Source organism: Pseudogemmobacter lacusdianii, assembly GCF_030848395.1.
Lineage (GTDB): Bacteria > Pseudomonadota > Alphaproteobacteria > Rhodobacterales > Rhodobacteraceae > Pseudogemmobacter > Pseudogemmobacter lacusdianii.
On record NZ_JAVDBT010000003.1, the window covers coordinates 167,418 to 182,451 of the forward strand.

The 15,034-nt window shown below is 60.6% G+C and carries 17 protein-coding genes; 7 read left to right on the forward strand and 10 right to left on the reverse strand.

The window, feature by feature from the left end:
• Positions 1–33: 33 nt before the first annotated feature.
• Genes Q9295_RS04045 through Q9295_RS04055 form a run of 3 tightly spaced genes read right to left on the reverse strand, consistent with a single transcriptional unit; the run spans position 34 to position 1,359 of the window.
• Positions 34–366 (reverse strand): MliC family protein, encoded by a 333-nt coding sequence (locus Q9295_RS04045; RefSeq protein WP_306679219.1) that lies wholly within the window; start codon positions 364–366, stop codon positions 34–36.
• Positions 363–737, reverse strand: a complete 375-nt coding sequence (zapA, locus tag Q9295_RS04050; protein ID WP_306679220.1) for a cell division protein ZapA — start codon at positions 735–737, stop codon at positions 363–365. Before zapA ends, Q9295_RS04045 begins: the two co-directional genes overlap by 4 nt.
• Positions 730–1,359: a hypothetical protein gene (locus Q9295_RS04055; RefSeq protein WP_306679221.1), complete on the reverse strand. Its 630-nt coding sequence runs from the start codon at positions 1,357–1,359 to the stop codon at positions 730–732. Before Q9295_RS04055 ends, zapA begins: the two co-directional genes overlap by 8 nt.
• 277 nt (positions 1,360–1,636) lie before the next feature.
• On the opposite strand from Q9295_RS04055, the gene tkt reads away from it, so the two are divergent.
• Complete coding sequence (tkt, locus tag Q9295_RS04060) at positions 1,637–3,652, forward strand: transketolase (RefSeq protein WP_306679223.1); 2,016 nt, start codon at positions 1,637–1,639, stop codon at positions 3,650–3,652.
• Positions 3,653–3,769: 117 nt separating this feature from the next.
• A complete protein-coding gene (locus tag Q9295_RS04065; RefSeq protein WP_306679224.1) occupies positions 3,770–4,411 on the forward strand; it encodes an ankyrin repeat domain-containing protein in 642 nt (213 codons plus the stop codon).
• Positions 4,412–4,492: 81 nt separating this feature from the next.
• Here Q9295_RS04065 and Q9295_RS04070 read toward each other — a convergent pair whose 3' ends face one another.
• Positions 4,493–5,467, reverse strand: coding sequence for a DUF808 domain-containing protein (locus tag Q9295_RS04070; protein WP_306679225.1), 975 nt, complete (start codon positions 5,465–5,467; stop codon positions 4,493–4,495).
• A 215-nt stretch (positions 5,468–5,682) separates the two neighbouring features.
• Between Q9295_RS04070 and gap (Q9295_RS04075) the strand changes: the two genes are divergently transcribed.
• From gap (Q9295_RS04075) to Q9295_RS04090, 4 genes are all read left to right on the forward strand, one after another.
• Complete coding sequence (gene gap / locus Q9295_RS04075) at positions 5,683–6,681, forward strand: type I glyceraldehyde-3-phosphate dehydrogenase (protein ID WP_306679226.1); 999 nt, start codon at positions 5,683–5,685, stop codon at positions 6,679–6,681.
• A 30-nt stretch (positions 6,682–6,711) separates the two neighbouring features.
• A complete protein-coding gene (locus Q9295_RS04080) occupies positions 6,712–6,855 on the forward strand; it encodes a hypothetical protein (RefSeq protein ID WP_306679227.1) in 144 nt (47 codons plus the stop codon).
• A 104-nt stretch (positions 6,856–6,959) separates the two neighbouring features.
• Positions 6,960–7,961, forward strand: coding sequence for a type I glyceraldehyde-3-phosphate dehydrogenase (gap, locus tag Q9295_RS04085; RefSeq protein ID WP_306679228.1), 1,002 nt, complete (start codon positions 6,960–6,962; stop codon positions 7,959–7,961).
• A gap of 210 nt (positions 7,962–8,171) precedes the next feature.
• Positions 8,172–8,336 carry a hypothetical protein gene (locus Q9295_RS04090; RefSeq protein WP_306679229.1) on the forward strand — a complete coding sequence of 55 codons (165 nt, stop codon included), beginning with the start codon at positions 8,172–8,174 and terminating at the stop codon, positions 8,334–8,336.
• 93 nt (positions 8,337–8,429) lie between these two features.
• Here the strand turns inward: Q9295_RS04090 and coaD are convergent, their stop codons facing one another.
• The 3 genes from coaD to Q9295_RS04105 form a co-directional block, all read right to left on the reverse strand.
• Positions 8,430–8,921: a pantetheine-phosphate adenylyltransferase gene (gene coaD, locus Q9295_RS04095; protein WP_306679231.1), complete on the reverse strand. Its 492-nt coding sequence runs from the start codon at positions 8,919–8,921 to the stop codon at positions 8,430–8,432.
• Between the two features lie 114 nt (positions 8,922–9,035).
• Positions 9,036–9,467 carry a CBS domain-containing protein gene (locus Q9295_RS04100; protein ID WP_306679232.1) on the reverse strand — a complete coding sequence of 144 codons (432 nt, stop codon included), beginning with the start codon at positions 9,465–9,467 and terminating at the stop codon, positions 9,036–9,038.
• A gap of 85 nt (positions 9,468–9,552) precedes the next feature.
• On the reverse strand, positions 9,553–10,443 hold the full coding sequence (locus Q9295_RS04105) for a LysR family transcriptional regulator (protein WP_306679233.1): 891 nt from the start codon (positions 10,441–10,443) through the stop codon (positions 9,553–9,555).
• A 93-nt stretch (positions 10,444–10,536) separates the two neighbouring features.
• Between Q9295_RS04105 and Q9295_RS04110 the strand changes: the two genes are divergently transcribed.
• On the forward strand, positions 10,537–12,036 hold the full coding sequence (locus Q9295_RS04110; RefSeq protein ID WP_306679234.1) for a CoA-acylating methylmalonate-semialdehyde dehydrogenase: 1,500 nt from the start codon (positions 10,537–10,539) through the stop codon (positions 12,034–12,036).
• Between the two features lie 100 nt (positions 12,037–12,136).
• Here the strand turns inward: Q9295_RS04110 and Q9295_RS04115 are convergent, their stop codons facing one another.
• From Q9295_RS04115 to Q9295_RS04125, 3 genes are all read right to left on the reverse strand, one after another.
• On the reverse strand, positions 12,137–13,573 hold the full coding sequence (locus Q9295_RS04115) for an NCS1 family nucleobase:cation symporter-1 (protein ID WP_306679235.1): 1,437 nt from the start codon (positions 13,571–13,573) through the stop codon (positions 12,137–12,139).
• Between the two features lie 206 nt (positions 13,574–13,779).
• On the reverse strand, positions 13,780–14,574 hold the full coding sequence (locus Q9295_RS04120) for a class II glutamine amidotransferase (RefSeq protein ID WP_306679236.1): 795 nt from the start codon (positions 14,572–14,574) through the stop codon (positions 13,780–13,782).
• A gap of 166 nt (positions 14,575–14,740) precedes the next feature.
• Entirely contained in the window at positions 14,741–15,034 is a 294-nt protein-coding gene (locus Q9295_RS04125) for a DUF1330 domain-containing protein (protein ID WP_306679237.1), read from the reverse strand.

The window sequence follows — 15,034 nt, forward strand, 5'->3', positions numbered from 1 at the left end:
GCCATTGGCCCATCCTGATGCCCCCAAGGGGCGTTACATCTCGACGCAGTTAAGCAAGACCGTCTCCTGCCCGCCTTCTTTCCACAAAAGCGTGGCTTCCGTTCCCTTGCTCCACCAGACGTAGTTTGCACCGTCCGAAGGCCAGCCATAACGCGCGCCAGAGGCGGAAGGTTCGCCCAGCAAAGTGATCTGGCCGACTTCCACTGTCAAAACAGCAACTTGCAAGTCGCTCGCGGTGACATAAGTCACCGGAATTTCAACATCACGATCGCAGATGTAGCGCAGCGTCCCAAGCTCCGTCTGAGCGACAGCGGGAGCGGCGGCGACCATCAAGCTCATGGACAGCCCAAATTTGAAAAAGGTCATGCACGCACCTTTTCCTCAATGCTAGCGGCCAAAGCTTCTGTCCGCGCAGCAATTTCTGCAAAAGTTTCCGTCACTTGCGGCGGGATAACCGGCACTTCGATCCGCTGAGGCTCTGCCGGGGGCCGTGCTTCCAGCTCGGCCAGTTGACTGCGCAATTGCCGCAGCTCGTCCTCGATCGCGGCGGTGCGATCGGCCAGCATCAAGCCAGCCATCAGCAAAAGCTTCGACTCAGGCAGGCGCCCCATCGAGGCCAGTAAGGGCGTGGCTTCGGCATCCAACATGGCGGCAGCGGCGCGCAGGAAGTGCTCTTCGCCGGACTGGCAAGCCACCGTAAAAACGCGCCCGCCGATGTTCAGGTCCAGATCAGGCATGTTCAGCCTCCGTCAAATGGTCATCCAATGCTGCGGCAATCTCATCCAATTCGGCCATCTCGGTCAGCCGAGTGGCGCGCAAAGATTCCAGCTCATTCAACATGGCTTTGTTGATAAGATGCGGCTCGGCAAGACCTGCGGCTGTGGCCTCGCGCAATTGGCGCAACTGCTCACGCAGAGCGCTGCTGTTGCGACGCATGCGTTGCAATTCAAGCCCTTGCACGTCCAGCTGCCGGGTCAGCTGCTCAATCTTGCCCTGACTTCCGCTGTCCGCCGCCGCGCTCTGCATAAGACGCTGCTGCTCGGCCAGTTGCGCGGCCAAGGCCTCGGCACGCGCGCGTTCATCCCCAAGGGCTGCGCGCACAGCAGCAAGCTCTTCTTGCAGTGCCGCCAACTCGGCCGGATCGGCCGACGGTTCCTGCGCCGCAGGTTGCGCGGCCAAGGCTGCGGCCAAAGCGCGCTTGGTGTCATTCAGTTCAGCGCCCAAGATCGCTGCGCGCTCAGCCGCCATGTCCACGGCGATCTGTTCTTCAGAGTCGCGCAAAGCCATCTCGTCCAAACCGCGACCAATCCGCTGCAGCGCTAGGCTGATCCGATGCTCAAGCTTGGCCAGTTCTTGCATAATTTGCCCCGTTTCTGCCCCGGCGCAAAGCCGGTCCTTTGCGCCCTTATCCCAACACCAGCCCAAAGACTGGCTTCGGGACATATGCGAAAACCCGGTTTGCACCAGCGAATCGCGCTTGGAAAGGCGTATTCGTCCTTTATCCCTTATCCGAAGCCCCACGTCTTCCCTTTCTTCCCAAGGCCTTGGGCGTCGCGCTTGATCTTGCGCGGGGTGGCGGCTATGCGCGGGACCGAGAGCACCTCCTGAGCCCAAGCTGACCCGAAGGACAAGCCCCGTGGACATTGCAACTCTTCGTTCCCGTCACCCCGACCATTGGATGCGCGCCACTGCGATCCGCGCGCTTGCGCTGGATGCTGTTGCCGCGGCCAACTCGGGCCATTCCGGCATGCCGATGGGCATGGCCGATGTGGCGACCGTGCTGTTTGAAAAGCACCTGAAATTCGATCCCAAAGCGCCGCGTTGGCCCGACCGGGACCGCTTCATCCTTTCGGCCGGCCACGGCTCGATGCTGATCTATGCTTTGCTGCATCTGACCGGCTATGAAGATGTCACCTTGGATCAGGTGAAGAACTTCCGCCAATGGGGCGCCATCACCGCGGGTCACCCCGAATATGGCCATGTTGCCGGTGTTGAGACCACCACTGGTCCCTTGGGCCAAGGCATCTCGAATGCCGTTGGCTTTGCGATGGCAGAAGAGCATCTGCGCGCCCGTTGGGGTGCCAAGGTGCAAGACCACCACACCTATGTCATCGCCGGCGACGGCTGCTTGATGGAGGGCGTCAGCCAAGAGGCCATCGGCATCGCGGGCCGTCAGCAACTCTCGCGCCTGATCGTGCTTTGGGATGACAATGGCATCACCATCGACGGCAAGGTCTCGCTCTCGGATGTGACCGACCAGAAAGCCCGTTTCGCGGCTTCCGGCTGGGATGTCTTTGAATGCGACGGCCATGATCCTGAGGATATCGACCGCGCCATCACCGCGGCAAAAGCCTCGCCCCGCCCGGCGATGATCGCTTGCAAAACCCATATCGCTTACGGCCATGCCGCGCAGGACACCTCGAAGGGTCACGGCGCTTTGACCGACAAAGCCCAACTGGCTGCGGCGAAAGAAGGTTACGGCTGGACCGGCGGCGCCTTTGAGATCCCGGCTGAGGTCAAAACCTGGTGGGAATCGCTGGGTGCCAAAGGCGCCAAAGCCCGCGCCGAGTGGGACGCCCGTCTCGCCGCCCTCTCCCCGGCCAAACAAGCCGAGTTTGCCCGCATCTTCGCAGGCGACGCACCGGCGAAACTCGCTTCCGTCATCCGTGGCGTGAAGAAAGCCGCAGTCGAGGCTCCGGCGAAGCTCGCCACCCGTTCGGCTTCGGAAAAGGTGCTGAACGCGGTCAACCCGCTGATGACCGAGACCTTTGCAGGTTCGGCGGACCTCACCGGCTCCAACAACACCAAAACCGCCGATCTGGGCGCGTTTGACGTGGGCAGCCGCAATGGCCGCTACATGTATTGGGGCATCCGCGAGCATGGCATGGCGGCAGCGATGAACGGCATCGCGCTGCATGGCGGTATGCGGCCCTATTCGGGCACCTTCATGGCCTTCACCGACTATGCCCGTCCCTCGATGCGTCTCTCGGCGCTGATGGGCCTGCCGGTGGTCTATGTCATGACGCATGACTCGATTGGCCTTGGCGAAGACGGCCCGACCCACCAGCCGGTGGAGCATCTGGCGATCTCGCGCGCGACGCCCAACACGCTGGTGCTGCGCCCGGCAGACCTCGTCGAAGTGGCCGAATGCTGGGAAGTGGCTTTGAGCCAGAAGACCACGCCTTCGGTGATGGCTTTGTCGCGTCAAAACCTCGCCGCTGTGCGTCTGACCCATTCGAACCAGAACCTTTCCGCCAAAGGCGCCTATGTTCTGGCCGAGGCCACCGGCAAGCGTCAGGTCATCCTGATCGCCACCGGCTCCGAGGTTGAGATCGCCATGAAAGCGCGTGAGGCTTTGGAGGCCGAAGGCATCGGCACCCGTGTCGTCTCGATGCCCTCGATGGAGCTTTTTGCCCAGCAAGACGAGGCTTACCGCAAGAAGGTCCTGCCCGCAGGTCCGGTGCGCGTGGCGATCGAAGCTGGCGTGCAGCAAGGCTGGGACCGCTGGCTCTTGGGCGAGCGTGGCAAGGAAGCCAAAGCTGCCTTCATCGGCATGTCCAGCTTCGGTGCCTCGGCTCCCTATGAGCGTCTCTACAAAGAGTTCGGCATCACCGCTGAGGCAGCCGTCGAAGCCGCCAAGGCGATGCTCTAAGCGCATCACGCGAAAGTCAGATCGAAAGGGCGGCCCTCGGGTCGCCCTTTTGCTATTCTAGCCCTGACGCGAGGCGCCCGGCCCTTGCCGTGCACGTTCAAGGAGCCCTGCTGCGCCATGACCCGCCCCAGCCTAGCCCTTACCCTCTCCCTCACGCTTGGAGCCGCGCTGATGTCCAAACCGGCCCGCGCCGATGTTCTGGCCGCCGTTCAGGCCCAAGACCACGCAGCCTTGGCGGCAGCCCTCTCGCAGGGAAGCCCCGTCGATGCCCGCAATGCGCAAGGTCAAACCGCGCTTTTGGTCGCAACTTGGGCCAATGACATCGAATCCGCCCGCCAATTGATCGCCGCCGGCGCCGATGTGAATGCCAAGGATGACATCCAGGACAGCGCCTTTTTGGTGGCCGGCGCGCATGGCCGGATTGAGATCTTACGCATGACCATCGCGCAGGGCGCCAATCTGGCCAGCACCAACCGCTATGGCGGCACCGCGATCATCCCAGCGGCCGAGAAAGGCCATCCCGAGGCGGTGTCGATCCTGATCGAGGCTGGGGCGGATGTGGACCATATCAACAATCTCGGCTGGACCGCCTTGCTTGAGGCGGTGATCCTTTCCGATGGCGGACCTCTGCATCAAGACATCGTCAAACGGCTCTTACAGGGCGGCGCGGATCCTTCCATCCCCGACCGCGAGGGCGTGACCGCCTTGGAACATGCCAAGCGGCGCGGCTTTGCCGATATGGTTAAACTGTTACAATAAGAACGACTTACAAGCATTTGTTATAAAAGCAAAAAGCCGCGCATTAAGCGCGGCTTTTCAATCATCCAAGGCAGGCCCAGCTTAATGCGCGGCTTGCTTCTTACCCGAAACCCGCGCCCAAAGCGGCCCAATCATCCGGGTCGCCACCGGGATCAGCAAAATACCGAAGATCAGCCCGAAGATGCCGTCAAAGAGCGCCGTCACCGCCCAAGCCACAAAGCCTTTGGCTTGGGTGACGCCCGAGGCGACATTCTGCGCGATGTGATGAATCGTGTCATAGGGCCAAGCCCAAAGCCCCGTCACCTCAAGCCCGTGCAGCACGATATTGCCGCCGACCCAAAGCATCGCCGCGGTGCCGACGATCGACAGGAACCGCAAAAGCACCGGCACGAATTTCACCAAAGCATTGCCAAGGCTGCGGCTGACGCTGGTGCGGCCGTTTTGGGCGACGTAAAGCCCCAGATCATCCAGCTTCACGATCACCGCGACCACGCCGTAAACCAAAGCTGTGACCAAAATCGCCACCACCGCCAGCGTGATGCCCTGCATCCACAGGCTGTTGCTTTCGATCACCGAGAGCGACAGCGTCATGATCTCGGCCGAAAGGATGAAATCGGTTTTGATCGCGCCCGCGACGCGCTCTTCCTCAAGCCGGGCGGGATCGCCGGTGTGCAGATCGGCGGCCACATGCGCGTCATGATGCGGGAAGAGCACATGCCAAACCTTCTCGGCCCCCTCGAAACACAAGTAGGCCCCGCCGACCATCAAAAGATAGGGAATGACATCCGGCAAGAAGGTCTCAAGCAGCATCAAAACCGGCAGCAAGATCACCAGCTTATTGAAAATCGAGCCTTTAGAGATCCGCCAGATGATCGGCAGCTCACGCTTGGCGCTGAACCCAGTGACATATTTCGGCGTCACCGCCGCATCATCGATCAGCACCCCCATCGCCTTGGTGCCGGCCTTTGCGGCATTGGCCGCAATGTCATCCACCGAGGCAGCGGCGATCTTCGCAATCGCGGCAACATCATCCAAAAGCGCCAGCAGTCCGCTCATTCCAAACTCCACCTATCACGCAGCGCAGTTTAACTGGCGCCTCAGATTACACAAATGCCAAGAGGGCCTCAGCGGTTCCCCGCAATGGTGCCGCAAACGTTAGCGCAAACGGCAAATGTTCTCGCTAACATAAGGAAAATGCTTCGTTTTGCGGCTAGGCATACGCGGACATAAGGGCTAGCTGCTCACCAAGCAATTCAATTCGGAGTCGCGTCATGATCACCATCGGCATCAACGGATTTGGGCGTATTGGACGCTGCACCTTGGCGCATATCGCTGAATCCAACCGCAATGATGTGCAAGTTGTTGCGATCAATGCCACCGGCCCGATCGAGACCAATGCGCATCTGCTGAAATATGACTCCGTGCATGGCCGCTTCCCCGGCACCGTGACGGTTGAAAACGGCGCGCTGGATTTGGGCCGTGGCCCGATCCGCATGATGTCGACCTACAATCCTGAAGAGCTGGATTGGCAAGGCGTCGATGTGGTGCTGGAATGCACCGGCAAGTTCAACGACCGCGATAAGGCCGCCGTGCACCTTGGCCGTGGCGCCAAGCGCGTGCTGGTCTCGGCCCCGGCGAAACGCGCCGATCTGACCGTGGTTTACGGTGTGAACCATCGCGCTTTGACGCCCGAGCATCTGGTCGTCTCCAACGCCAGCTGCACCACCAACTGCCTTGCCCCTCTGGCCAAGGTGCTGAATGACAGCATCGGCATCGAGAGCGGCATCATGACCACGATCCACAGCTACACCGGCGATCAGCCGACGCTGGACCGCCGCCACAAAGACCTCTACCGCGCCCGCGCCGCCGCAATGGCGATGATCCCGACCTCGACCGGCGCTGGCAAAGCCATTGGCGAAGTGCTGCCCGAGTTGGCAGGCCTGCTCGACGGCAGCGCGATCCGCGTCCCCACCCCGAATGTCTCGGCGGTGGATCTGACCTTCATCGCCAAGAAATCGACCACCGTGGCAGAAGTGAATGAGATCGTGCGCGAGGCTTGCGCCGGTTACATGGGTATGGTGATGAGCTATGACCCCGAGCCGAAAGTCTCAATCGACTTCAACCACACGCCGCATTCGTCGATCTTCGCCCCCGACCAAACCAAGGTTGTTGGCCGTTCGGTCCGCGTTCTGGCATGGTATGACAATGAATGGGGCTTCTCCTGCCGCATGGCCGATGTGGCCGGCGTCTTGGGGCGTCTGGCACAATAAGGGGCAGCGCCTGCCCCATCGAGGGCAGCGATGACACCTTCTGTTGCGGCTTGGCTGGCAGGGCTTATTGCCCTTCTGATCGCGGCTGATCTTGCACTGAACGCGGGCAACGGCTTGCTCTTTGCCGCGCGCAAATTCCTTGATCTTGTAGCTTATGTAGCATTCTGGCGCTGAACGCGCCGGAGTGCTGCTTAACGCTTTTGCCACTTTGCCATTGTTAGCGCTACCACAAGGCGCTAGAATGAGGTGAAGTGCTGCAACGTCGGAGGTGTTGGGTTATGGCGGTCAAAGTCGCGATCAACGGATTTGGGCGGATCGGTCGTAACGTCTTGCGTGCGATCATTGAATCCGGCCGGACAGATATCGAAGTCATCGCCATCAACGATCTCGGCCCGGTTGAAACCAACGCCCATCTCTTGCGCTTTGATTCGGTGCATGGCCGTTTTCCCGGCACCGTGACTACGGGTGACGATTGGATCGATGCCGGTCGCGGCCCGATCCGGGTCACCGCGCTCCGCGATCCGGCCGAGCTTCCCTGGTCCGACGTGGATATCGTGCTGGAATGCACAGGCATCTTCACCAGCAAGGAAAAATGCCAAGCGCATCTGGAGAATGGCTCCAAGCGGGTGCTGATCTCAGCCCCGGGCGAAGGTGCCGATAAGACCATCGTTTACGGCGTGAACCACGACACGCTCACGGCCGAGGATCTTATCGTCTCGAACGCCTCTTGCACCACCAACTGCCTCTCGCCCGTCGCCTCGGTCCTCCACCGCGCCATCGGGATCGAGCGTGGCATGATGACCACGATCCACAGCTACACCGGTGACCAGCCGACGCTCGACACCTTGCATAAGGATCTCTATCGCGGCCGCGCGGCGGCTTTGTCGATGATCCCAACCTCGACCGGCGCTGCTAAGGCCGTCGGTCTGGTGCTGCCCGAGCTTAAGGGCAAGCTTGATGGCTTTGCGATCCGGGTGCCGACGCCCAATGTCTCGGTGGTGGATCTGAAGTTCATCGCTAAGCGCGAAACCTCGGTGGAAGAGATCAATGCCGCGATCCGCGCCGCCGCCGATGGTCCGCTGAAGGGCATCTTGGGCTATACCGATTACAAAAACGTCTCCGCCGATTTCAACCACGACCCCCACTCTTCGGTCTTCCACATGGACCAGACCAAAGTGATGGAGGGCACGATGGTCGCCGTTCTGGCGTGGTATGACAATGAATGGGGCTTTTCCAACCGCATGGCCGATACCGCCGTGGCGATGGGAAAGCTCATCTAAGGTTTTGTTCTTAACGAGTGACTTAGGTCTAAGGATGGGCGCTTTAGGGCGCCCTTTTCTTATGGTTTTTGCTCAGAATAGCCGCCCTCCTCCCATGCAGCCGCTGCATCGCCGCAATGCAGCATTGGCAATTGTTAGCGATAACAGATACGCCTATCTCTCTGGCATGCCGCAGCGTAATCCTTCGCTCGGCACAAAGAGGAAATGAAAATGATCACGCTGATCCAGAATATCAAAGAAGCCGCCCGTAAGCGCGCCGCCTATGTCCGCACCCGTGATGAGATCGCCCGCATGCCGATGGATCTTGCCTGGGATCTGGACATCCACCCCGCCGACGCCGCTCAAATCGCCCGCAAGGTGGTTTACGGCTCCTGATTGCCCGCTCAGGGCACGTAAGCGGGCTTGCCAAAGCCCGGACCAGGGCCCCTGCGGGGCCCTTTTGCGTTTCTATCCGAAGGCTTTTCGGTCTCAGCTGTAGCGCTGTTTCAAGGCCGCCTGCACCGGAGGTGTGACGAATTTCGACACATCCCCTTGCAGCCGCGCGATTTCCTTCACCAGTTTTGAAGCAATCGCCTGACGCCGCGCATCGGCCATCATGAACACGGTCTCGATGCTGCTGTCCAAGGCGCGGTTCATGCCAACCATTTGAAACTCATATTCAAAATCGGCAACAGCCCGCAGTCCGCGGATAATCACGGTCGCGCCCACATCGCGCGCGCAATCGATCAGCAGGTTTTCAAACGGATGCACAACGATCTCGCCGCCGGTCTTATCGGTGATAGCCGCGCATTCCGCCTGCACCATCGCCACCCGTTCTTCAAGGCTGAAGAGCGGCCCCTTGTCGCGGTTGATCGCCACGCCAATCACCAGCCGGTCAACCAAAGCCATGGCCCGCTGGATGATATCGGTATGACCCAAAGTGATCGGATCAAACGTCCCCGGATAAAGGCCGATGCGCATAGATGTTACCCCCGGGGCAGGCTGCGAATGTGACCGGCAGGCAACAACAGCGCCAGCGAAAGCGCAAGTCCCCTTTGCGTATTTTTTCAGCGATATGTGAACGGGCGCCGGGGCCTAGAAGCCCTTGATCATCCCCTCAAGCGCATCTTTCTCGGCCGCAAGCTCCTCCAGCCGCGCTTTCACCACATCGCCGATCGAGATCACAGCGATCACCCGTGTCCCATCAAACACCGGCATATGGCGGAAGCGGCCGTCGGTCATCTGCTGCAAAACCGTCAGCGTCAAATCGCCGCTCGAGCAGCCCGTCACCTTGGTTGTCATCAGTGCTGAGACCGGATCCTCCAGCACCGCAGGCCCCCGTTTACCCAGTTCCCGTACGATATCGCGCTCAGAAAGGATGCCAACGCATGAGACGCCATCCGCCGAGACGATCAGCGCGCCAATGCGGCGCTGTGACAACATCGCCACCGCACCGGCCACAGTGGCATCAGGCGCAATGTGAATAACCTCGGCGGGTTTGGTTTTCAGGATCTGACTGACAAGCATCGGCAACTCCTTACGGTGTCTTCCTTGGGCGGTGTCTGTCCTTGGCAAGGTCAGGTGCAGGCGAGGGCCTGTCAAGCCATTGCTGCTAGGCCCCCGCCTCTAACCGGCCCATTTCCGCCCTTGCCTCGCGGATCAGCGCCTCGGCAAAGCGGGTCAGGCGCGGCACGCGGGCATCGTCCGCATGGCGGATCAACCAAAAGCTGCGGTGCAGGCGGATCTCATCGGCCAAAAGCGGTACCAATTCGGGCGCGGCGGGCAAGGCGAAATCATGCACCACGCCAAGCCCCGCGCCTTGGCGCAGGAAATTCAGCTGCACCGAGACCGAGTTCGACGAGAACCGCGCGGGCGGCGCGCCGATCTCGGCCAGATAGTCGAGCTCTTTGTCGAAGATTAGATCCGGGATATAGCCGGTAAAGCGATGACGCTTCAGATCCTCGGGCCCCTGCAAAGGATGGCGGGCGAGGTAATCGCGGCTCGCCGCCAGAACCAGATGATAATCCACCAGTTTTTGCACGGTCAGCCGCCCCGTTTCGGGCCGCGAGACGCCAATCGCCATATCGGCCTCGCGTTTGGAAAGGTTAAAGACCCGCGGCAAAGCCACCAGTTGCACCTCAAGCCCCGGATGCGCCTCGGCGATGCGGGTCAATATCTGCGGCAGAAGGTAGTTCGCGCAGCCATCCGGCGCGCCAAGGCGGATTTGCCCGGTGAGACCCTCGTCCCCTTCGGCGTCACGCGAAAGGGCTGCGGCGCGGGCGGCGGTTTCAGCCGCCTCGGCATGCGGCAAAAGCCGGCTGCCGGCCTCGGTCAAAACATAGCCTTGCGGGGATTTTTGAAAGAACCGGCTCGCCATGCCCTCTTCCAGCCGGGCAATCCGGCGCCCCACGGTGGCCGGGTCGATTTTCAACAACCGCCCTGCCCCCGACAGCGATTCCGTGCGTGCCACCGCAAGAAAGACCCGCAGATCATCCCAATCCATCTTTGCAATCCTGCAAAACCTTTTTGGGATATTGGCGCTTCGCGTGGCGTTTGTGCAAGGCTAGAAAGACGCCAAAGCAAATGGGAGGATTCCATGCAAGAGATTGGACATTGGATCAACGGCAAGCTGGTCGCCGGTAAATCGGGCCGCTTCTCGGACATCTACAACCCCGCCACCGGCGAGGTGCAGGCGCGCGTGGCTTTGGCCACCGCCGAAGAACTGGATTACGCCGTGCAAGAGGCCGCCAAGGCGCAGGTCGCTTGGGCCGCCACCAACCCGCAGCGCCGCGCGCGGGTGATGATGGCCTTTGGCGCTTTGATCAATGAAAACATGGACAAACTGGCCGAGTTGGTCTCGCGCGAGCATGGCAAAACCATCCCCGACGCCAAGGGCGATGTGCAGCGCGGCTTGGAAGTCGTTGAGGTCTGCATGGGCGCGCCTGCGCTTCTGAAGGGCGAGATGACCGACAATGCTGGCCCCGGCATCGACATCCATGCCATGCGCCAGCCTTTGGGCGTGGTCGCGGGCATCACGCCTTTCAACTTCCCCGCCATGATCCCCTTGTGGAAAATGGCCCCGGCGATCGTCTCGGGCAATGCGATGATCCTGAAACCCTCGGAGCGTGTACCCTCGACCAGCCTCTTCTTTGCCGAACTGCTGAAACAAGCCGGCCTGCCCGATGGCGTGCTGCAAGTGGTGAACGGCGATAAATCGACCGTGGACGGCATCTTGGATCATGAGATCATCCAAGGCGTGGGCTTTGTCGGCTCAACCCCGATCGCGCAATATATCTATGGCCGCGCCGCCACCAATGGCAAACGCGCGCAATGCTTTGGCGGTGCCAAGAACCATATGATCATCATGCCCGATGCCGATCTCGACAAGGCGGCGGATGCTTTGATCGGCGCAGGCTACGGCGCTGCGGGCGAGCGTTGCATGGCGATCTCGGTGGCCGTCCCGGTGGGTGAGAAAACCGCCGATGCTTTGATTGAAAAGCTGGTGCCGCGGATTGAGAAGCTGAAAGTTGCCCCCTATACCGCCGGCAATGATGTCGATTTCGGGCCGCTGATCACCAAACAAGCGCAAGAGCGCGTGCTGGGGTTGATCGACAGCGGCGTGGAGCAAGGCGCGAAACTGGTGGTCGATGGCCGCGGCTTGAAGATCCAAGGCTATGAGAATGGCTTCTTTGTCGGCGCGACTTTGTTCGACAATGTCACCACCGATATGGAGATCTACAAACAAGAGATCTTCGGCCCGGTGCTCTCGACCGTGCGGCGCGAGACCTATGAAGATGCGCTGAAGCTGGTCATGGACAATGAATACGGCAATGGCACCGCGATCTTCACCGCCGATGGCGACACCGCACGCGATTTCGCCAGCCGGGTGAATGTGGGCATGGTCGGCATCAACTTCCCGATCCCGGTGCCGCTGAGCTATTACTCCTTCGGCGGCTGGAAGAAATCGGCCTTTGGCGATTTGAACCAATATGGCCCGGACGCCTTCCGCTTCTACACCAAGACCAAAACCGTCACCTCGCGCTGGTTCTCGGGGATCAAGGAAGGCGCATCGCTGAACTTCAAAGCGATGGACTGATGGAAAAGGCCGGGGAGGTTTTACACCTCCCCGGACCCCTCCGTAGGATATTTATAGACAGAAAATGGGGAGGGGCTTTGCGGCTCCTCCCCTTTGTTTATCAGACTTTGGCTTGGCCTTGGCGCAGAGCGTAATAGACCGCCCCACCGATGCCAACGCCGAAGAACCAGCCATAGGTGCCCCACCATGCCGGCAAGACATTGGTGAAGGTCGGCAGGATCGACGAGAAGATGATGCCGACGCCCAAAGCGATGAAGGCCTTCACATGCCAGCCGTTTTGGAAACGGAACTCGCCATGTTCTTGGTAGAGCGCATTCACATCGATCTGCGATTTGCGGATCAGGTAGTAATCCACCATCATGATCCCGAAGATCGGACCCATCGTCGAGCCGATGAAGTTCACGAAATTCGCAGCACCGGTTTCCCAAGGCGACCAGGGGAACAAGGCCAGCGAGATCAAAGCCGCGATATAGCCGCCGCCCTTGAAGCTGATCTTCGAGGGGAAGACGTTGGAGAAGTCAAAGGCGGCCGAGACGAAGTTCGCCACCACGTTGATGCCAAGCGTGGCCACTGCGAAGGTCAAAGCGGCCAGGATCGCCAGGAACAGGCTATCGAATTTGGCCGAGATCGCCTCGGGATGCAGCAGCACCTCACCATAGACGGTATAGGCGGCGGTGGTGGTGACGCCAGCAACCAAGCAGAAGGCCAAAAGGTTGACCGGCAGGCCCCAGAGGTTGCCACGGCGCAGCGACTCTTCGTCTTTCGCATAGCGCGAGAAATCGCAGAAGTTGAGGTAAAGCGCTGCGAAATAGGTGATCCAGGTCGCGGCCACCGCCATCAATGCGGCAAAGCTGCCGGGCAATGCCGTGACACCGGCCCCCGCCGTCGCGGCGATCAGCACGTCTTGCGGGATTTCAGAGCCGAAGGAGAAGGTCCCGGCCTTGATCACCAGATAAACCGCCAGCACCAGCATCACGATCCAAACCGCCGGACCGGCCCAGTCTTGGAACTTCCGCACCGTCTCCATGCCGTTTTGGATGATGAGCAGCTGCGCGCCCCAAACGACGAGGAAGCAGATGAACATCAGGCTGGAATGGCCCATGAAGGTGCTGGTCTGATGGAACTCAAGCAAAGCCGGGCTGCGGATGAGCAGTGCCACCAAGGCCCCCGCGGCAGCGGCGGTTTGCGCGCCATACCAGAAGCAGGCCACCACGGCGCGGATCAGCGCCGGCGCATTGGCGCCAAAGGTGCCAAAGGAGGCACGCGCCAGCACCGGGAACGGCACGCCGGTGCGCACGCCGGCATTGCCCACAAGGCTCATCAGGAAGAAAATGACCATCGAACCGATGCCGATGGCGATGACAAAATTGATAAAACTGCCGCAAAGCAGGAAAAGGCTGGCGGCCAGATAATAGCCCCAAAGACTGTGAACGTCCGAGGTCCAGACGTTGAAGATTGAGAAGGCGCCCCACTTCCGCTCGGCGGCGGGCGCGAGATCCTCGTTGTGTAACGAGGGTGATGGATTGACCAGTTTCATGCTGTCCCCTTCCAAGGTTCAGGAACCGCCGCCCCCTTGGATGGAGGTTCTAGCGGTGCAGAAGACCTAGACAGCGAATCGCCTCTAAGACAATCAAGCCAATCAAGATATGATTTTTCGGGATTTTTTGAAAAAGCTTCGGGAAACCGAAGGGAAGGCCGGGGCTTTGCAGCGTTAGAATCAGCCGATTCTACGCCGCTCCAAAATTACGCCGCCGCAGCCAAGCGGCAGGGCAAGAACCGCGCCACCTGGACCGAGCGCCCTTCAAAGGTGCAAAAGGTTGCCGGTGCCACCGCAGTCCAGCCGCCCTCATCCTTTTCCAAAGGCTCCGAGACCACGGCATAGCCCTGACGGCTTTCCGACCAGCGGTAGTACAGGCTGGGGGCGGCGTCATCCGTGGCGTAGCGCACGGCGTAAAGGCGATGCCCATCAGAAAGCGCCGCTGTCATCCGCAGATGCGGCAAAGCCCCTTTCTCACGCGCAAGCCGGATGAACTTGGCCGATGCCCGCTCCAATGCGGCGCAAGGATCGGAGTCGAGCCCCTCGGCAATGGCGGCAAGGAACAAGGCCTCACTGTCCGTCGCGCCTTTGCGGAAAGGGTAAAGATGCTCTGGCACCATCATATCGGCATCGCGGCGGAACTGCTCATAGCCGCCGACTTGACCGTTGTGCATGAAACTCCACACGCCATGCACGAAAGGATGGCAGTTGTTGCGGCTGGTGGCCGTGCCGGTCGAGGCCCGGACATGCGCCAGAAAGAGGCCGGATTTCACCTGCGCGGTCAAAGACTTAAGGTTCGGGTCCGACCAAGCTGGCATCACATCACGGTAAAGCCCCGGCTCGGGGCGATCGCCATACCACGCCAAGCCAAAGCCATCGGCGTTGATCGCGGTGTGGCATTGCGTGGCGCAATGCGATTGGTGGATCAGGGAATGGCCCGGCCGGCTGATGATCTCTTCAAGGAAGATCGGCGCCCCGGTATAGGCGGCCCAACGGCACATCAGTGCGCCCCCGAACTTTGGGCGAAGGCCCCTGTGTAGCTGGTCATTCTGTCACGCTTGCACTTGTTCACTGCCGCCTCTGTCGGGCCGCCGTCACTGCGCCGGCCCTGTTTGAAGCAATCATACAATGAAAGCTGGGAATTGCGCGGAGAAAATCCGAAGGATTTTACGTCTCCGCCTCCTCCACCACCATCAAATCACGCTCACTTGCGCCCCTCGCATGGGACAAGGCCTCTTGGTAGGCGGCCGAGTGATAGCACTCCACCGCCTTTTCCAAAGAAGGGAACCGCGCCACCACATTGCGCGGCCGGTCGTTGCCTTCCAGCTGCACATAGCGCCCGGCGCGGGCCAGGAAGACCCCGCCATGCGCCGCGATCGCCGGGCCTGCCAAAGCGGCGTAGCGCCCGTAAGCCTCGGCATCGATCACATTGACATGGGCAATCCAAAGCGCGGTTGGCAT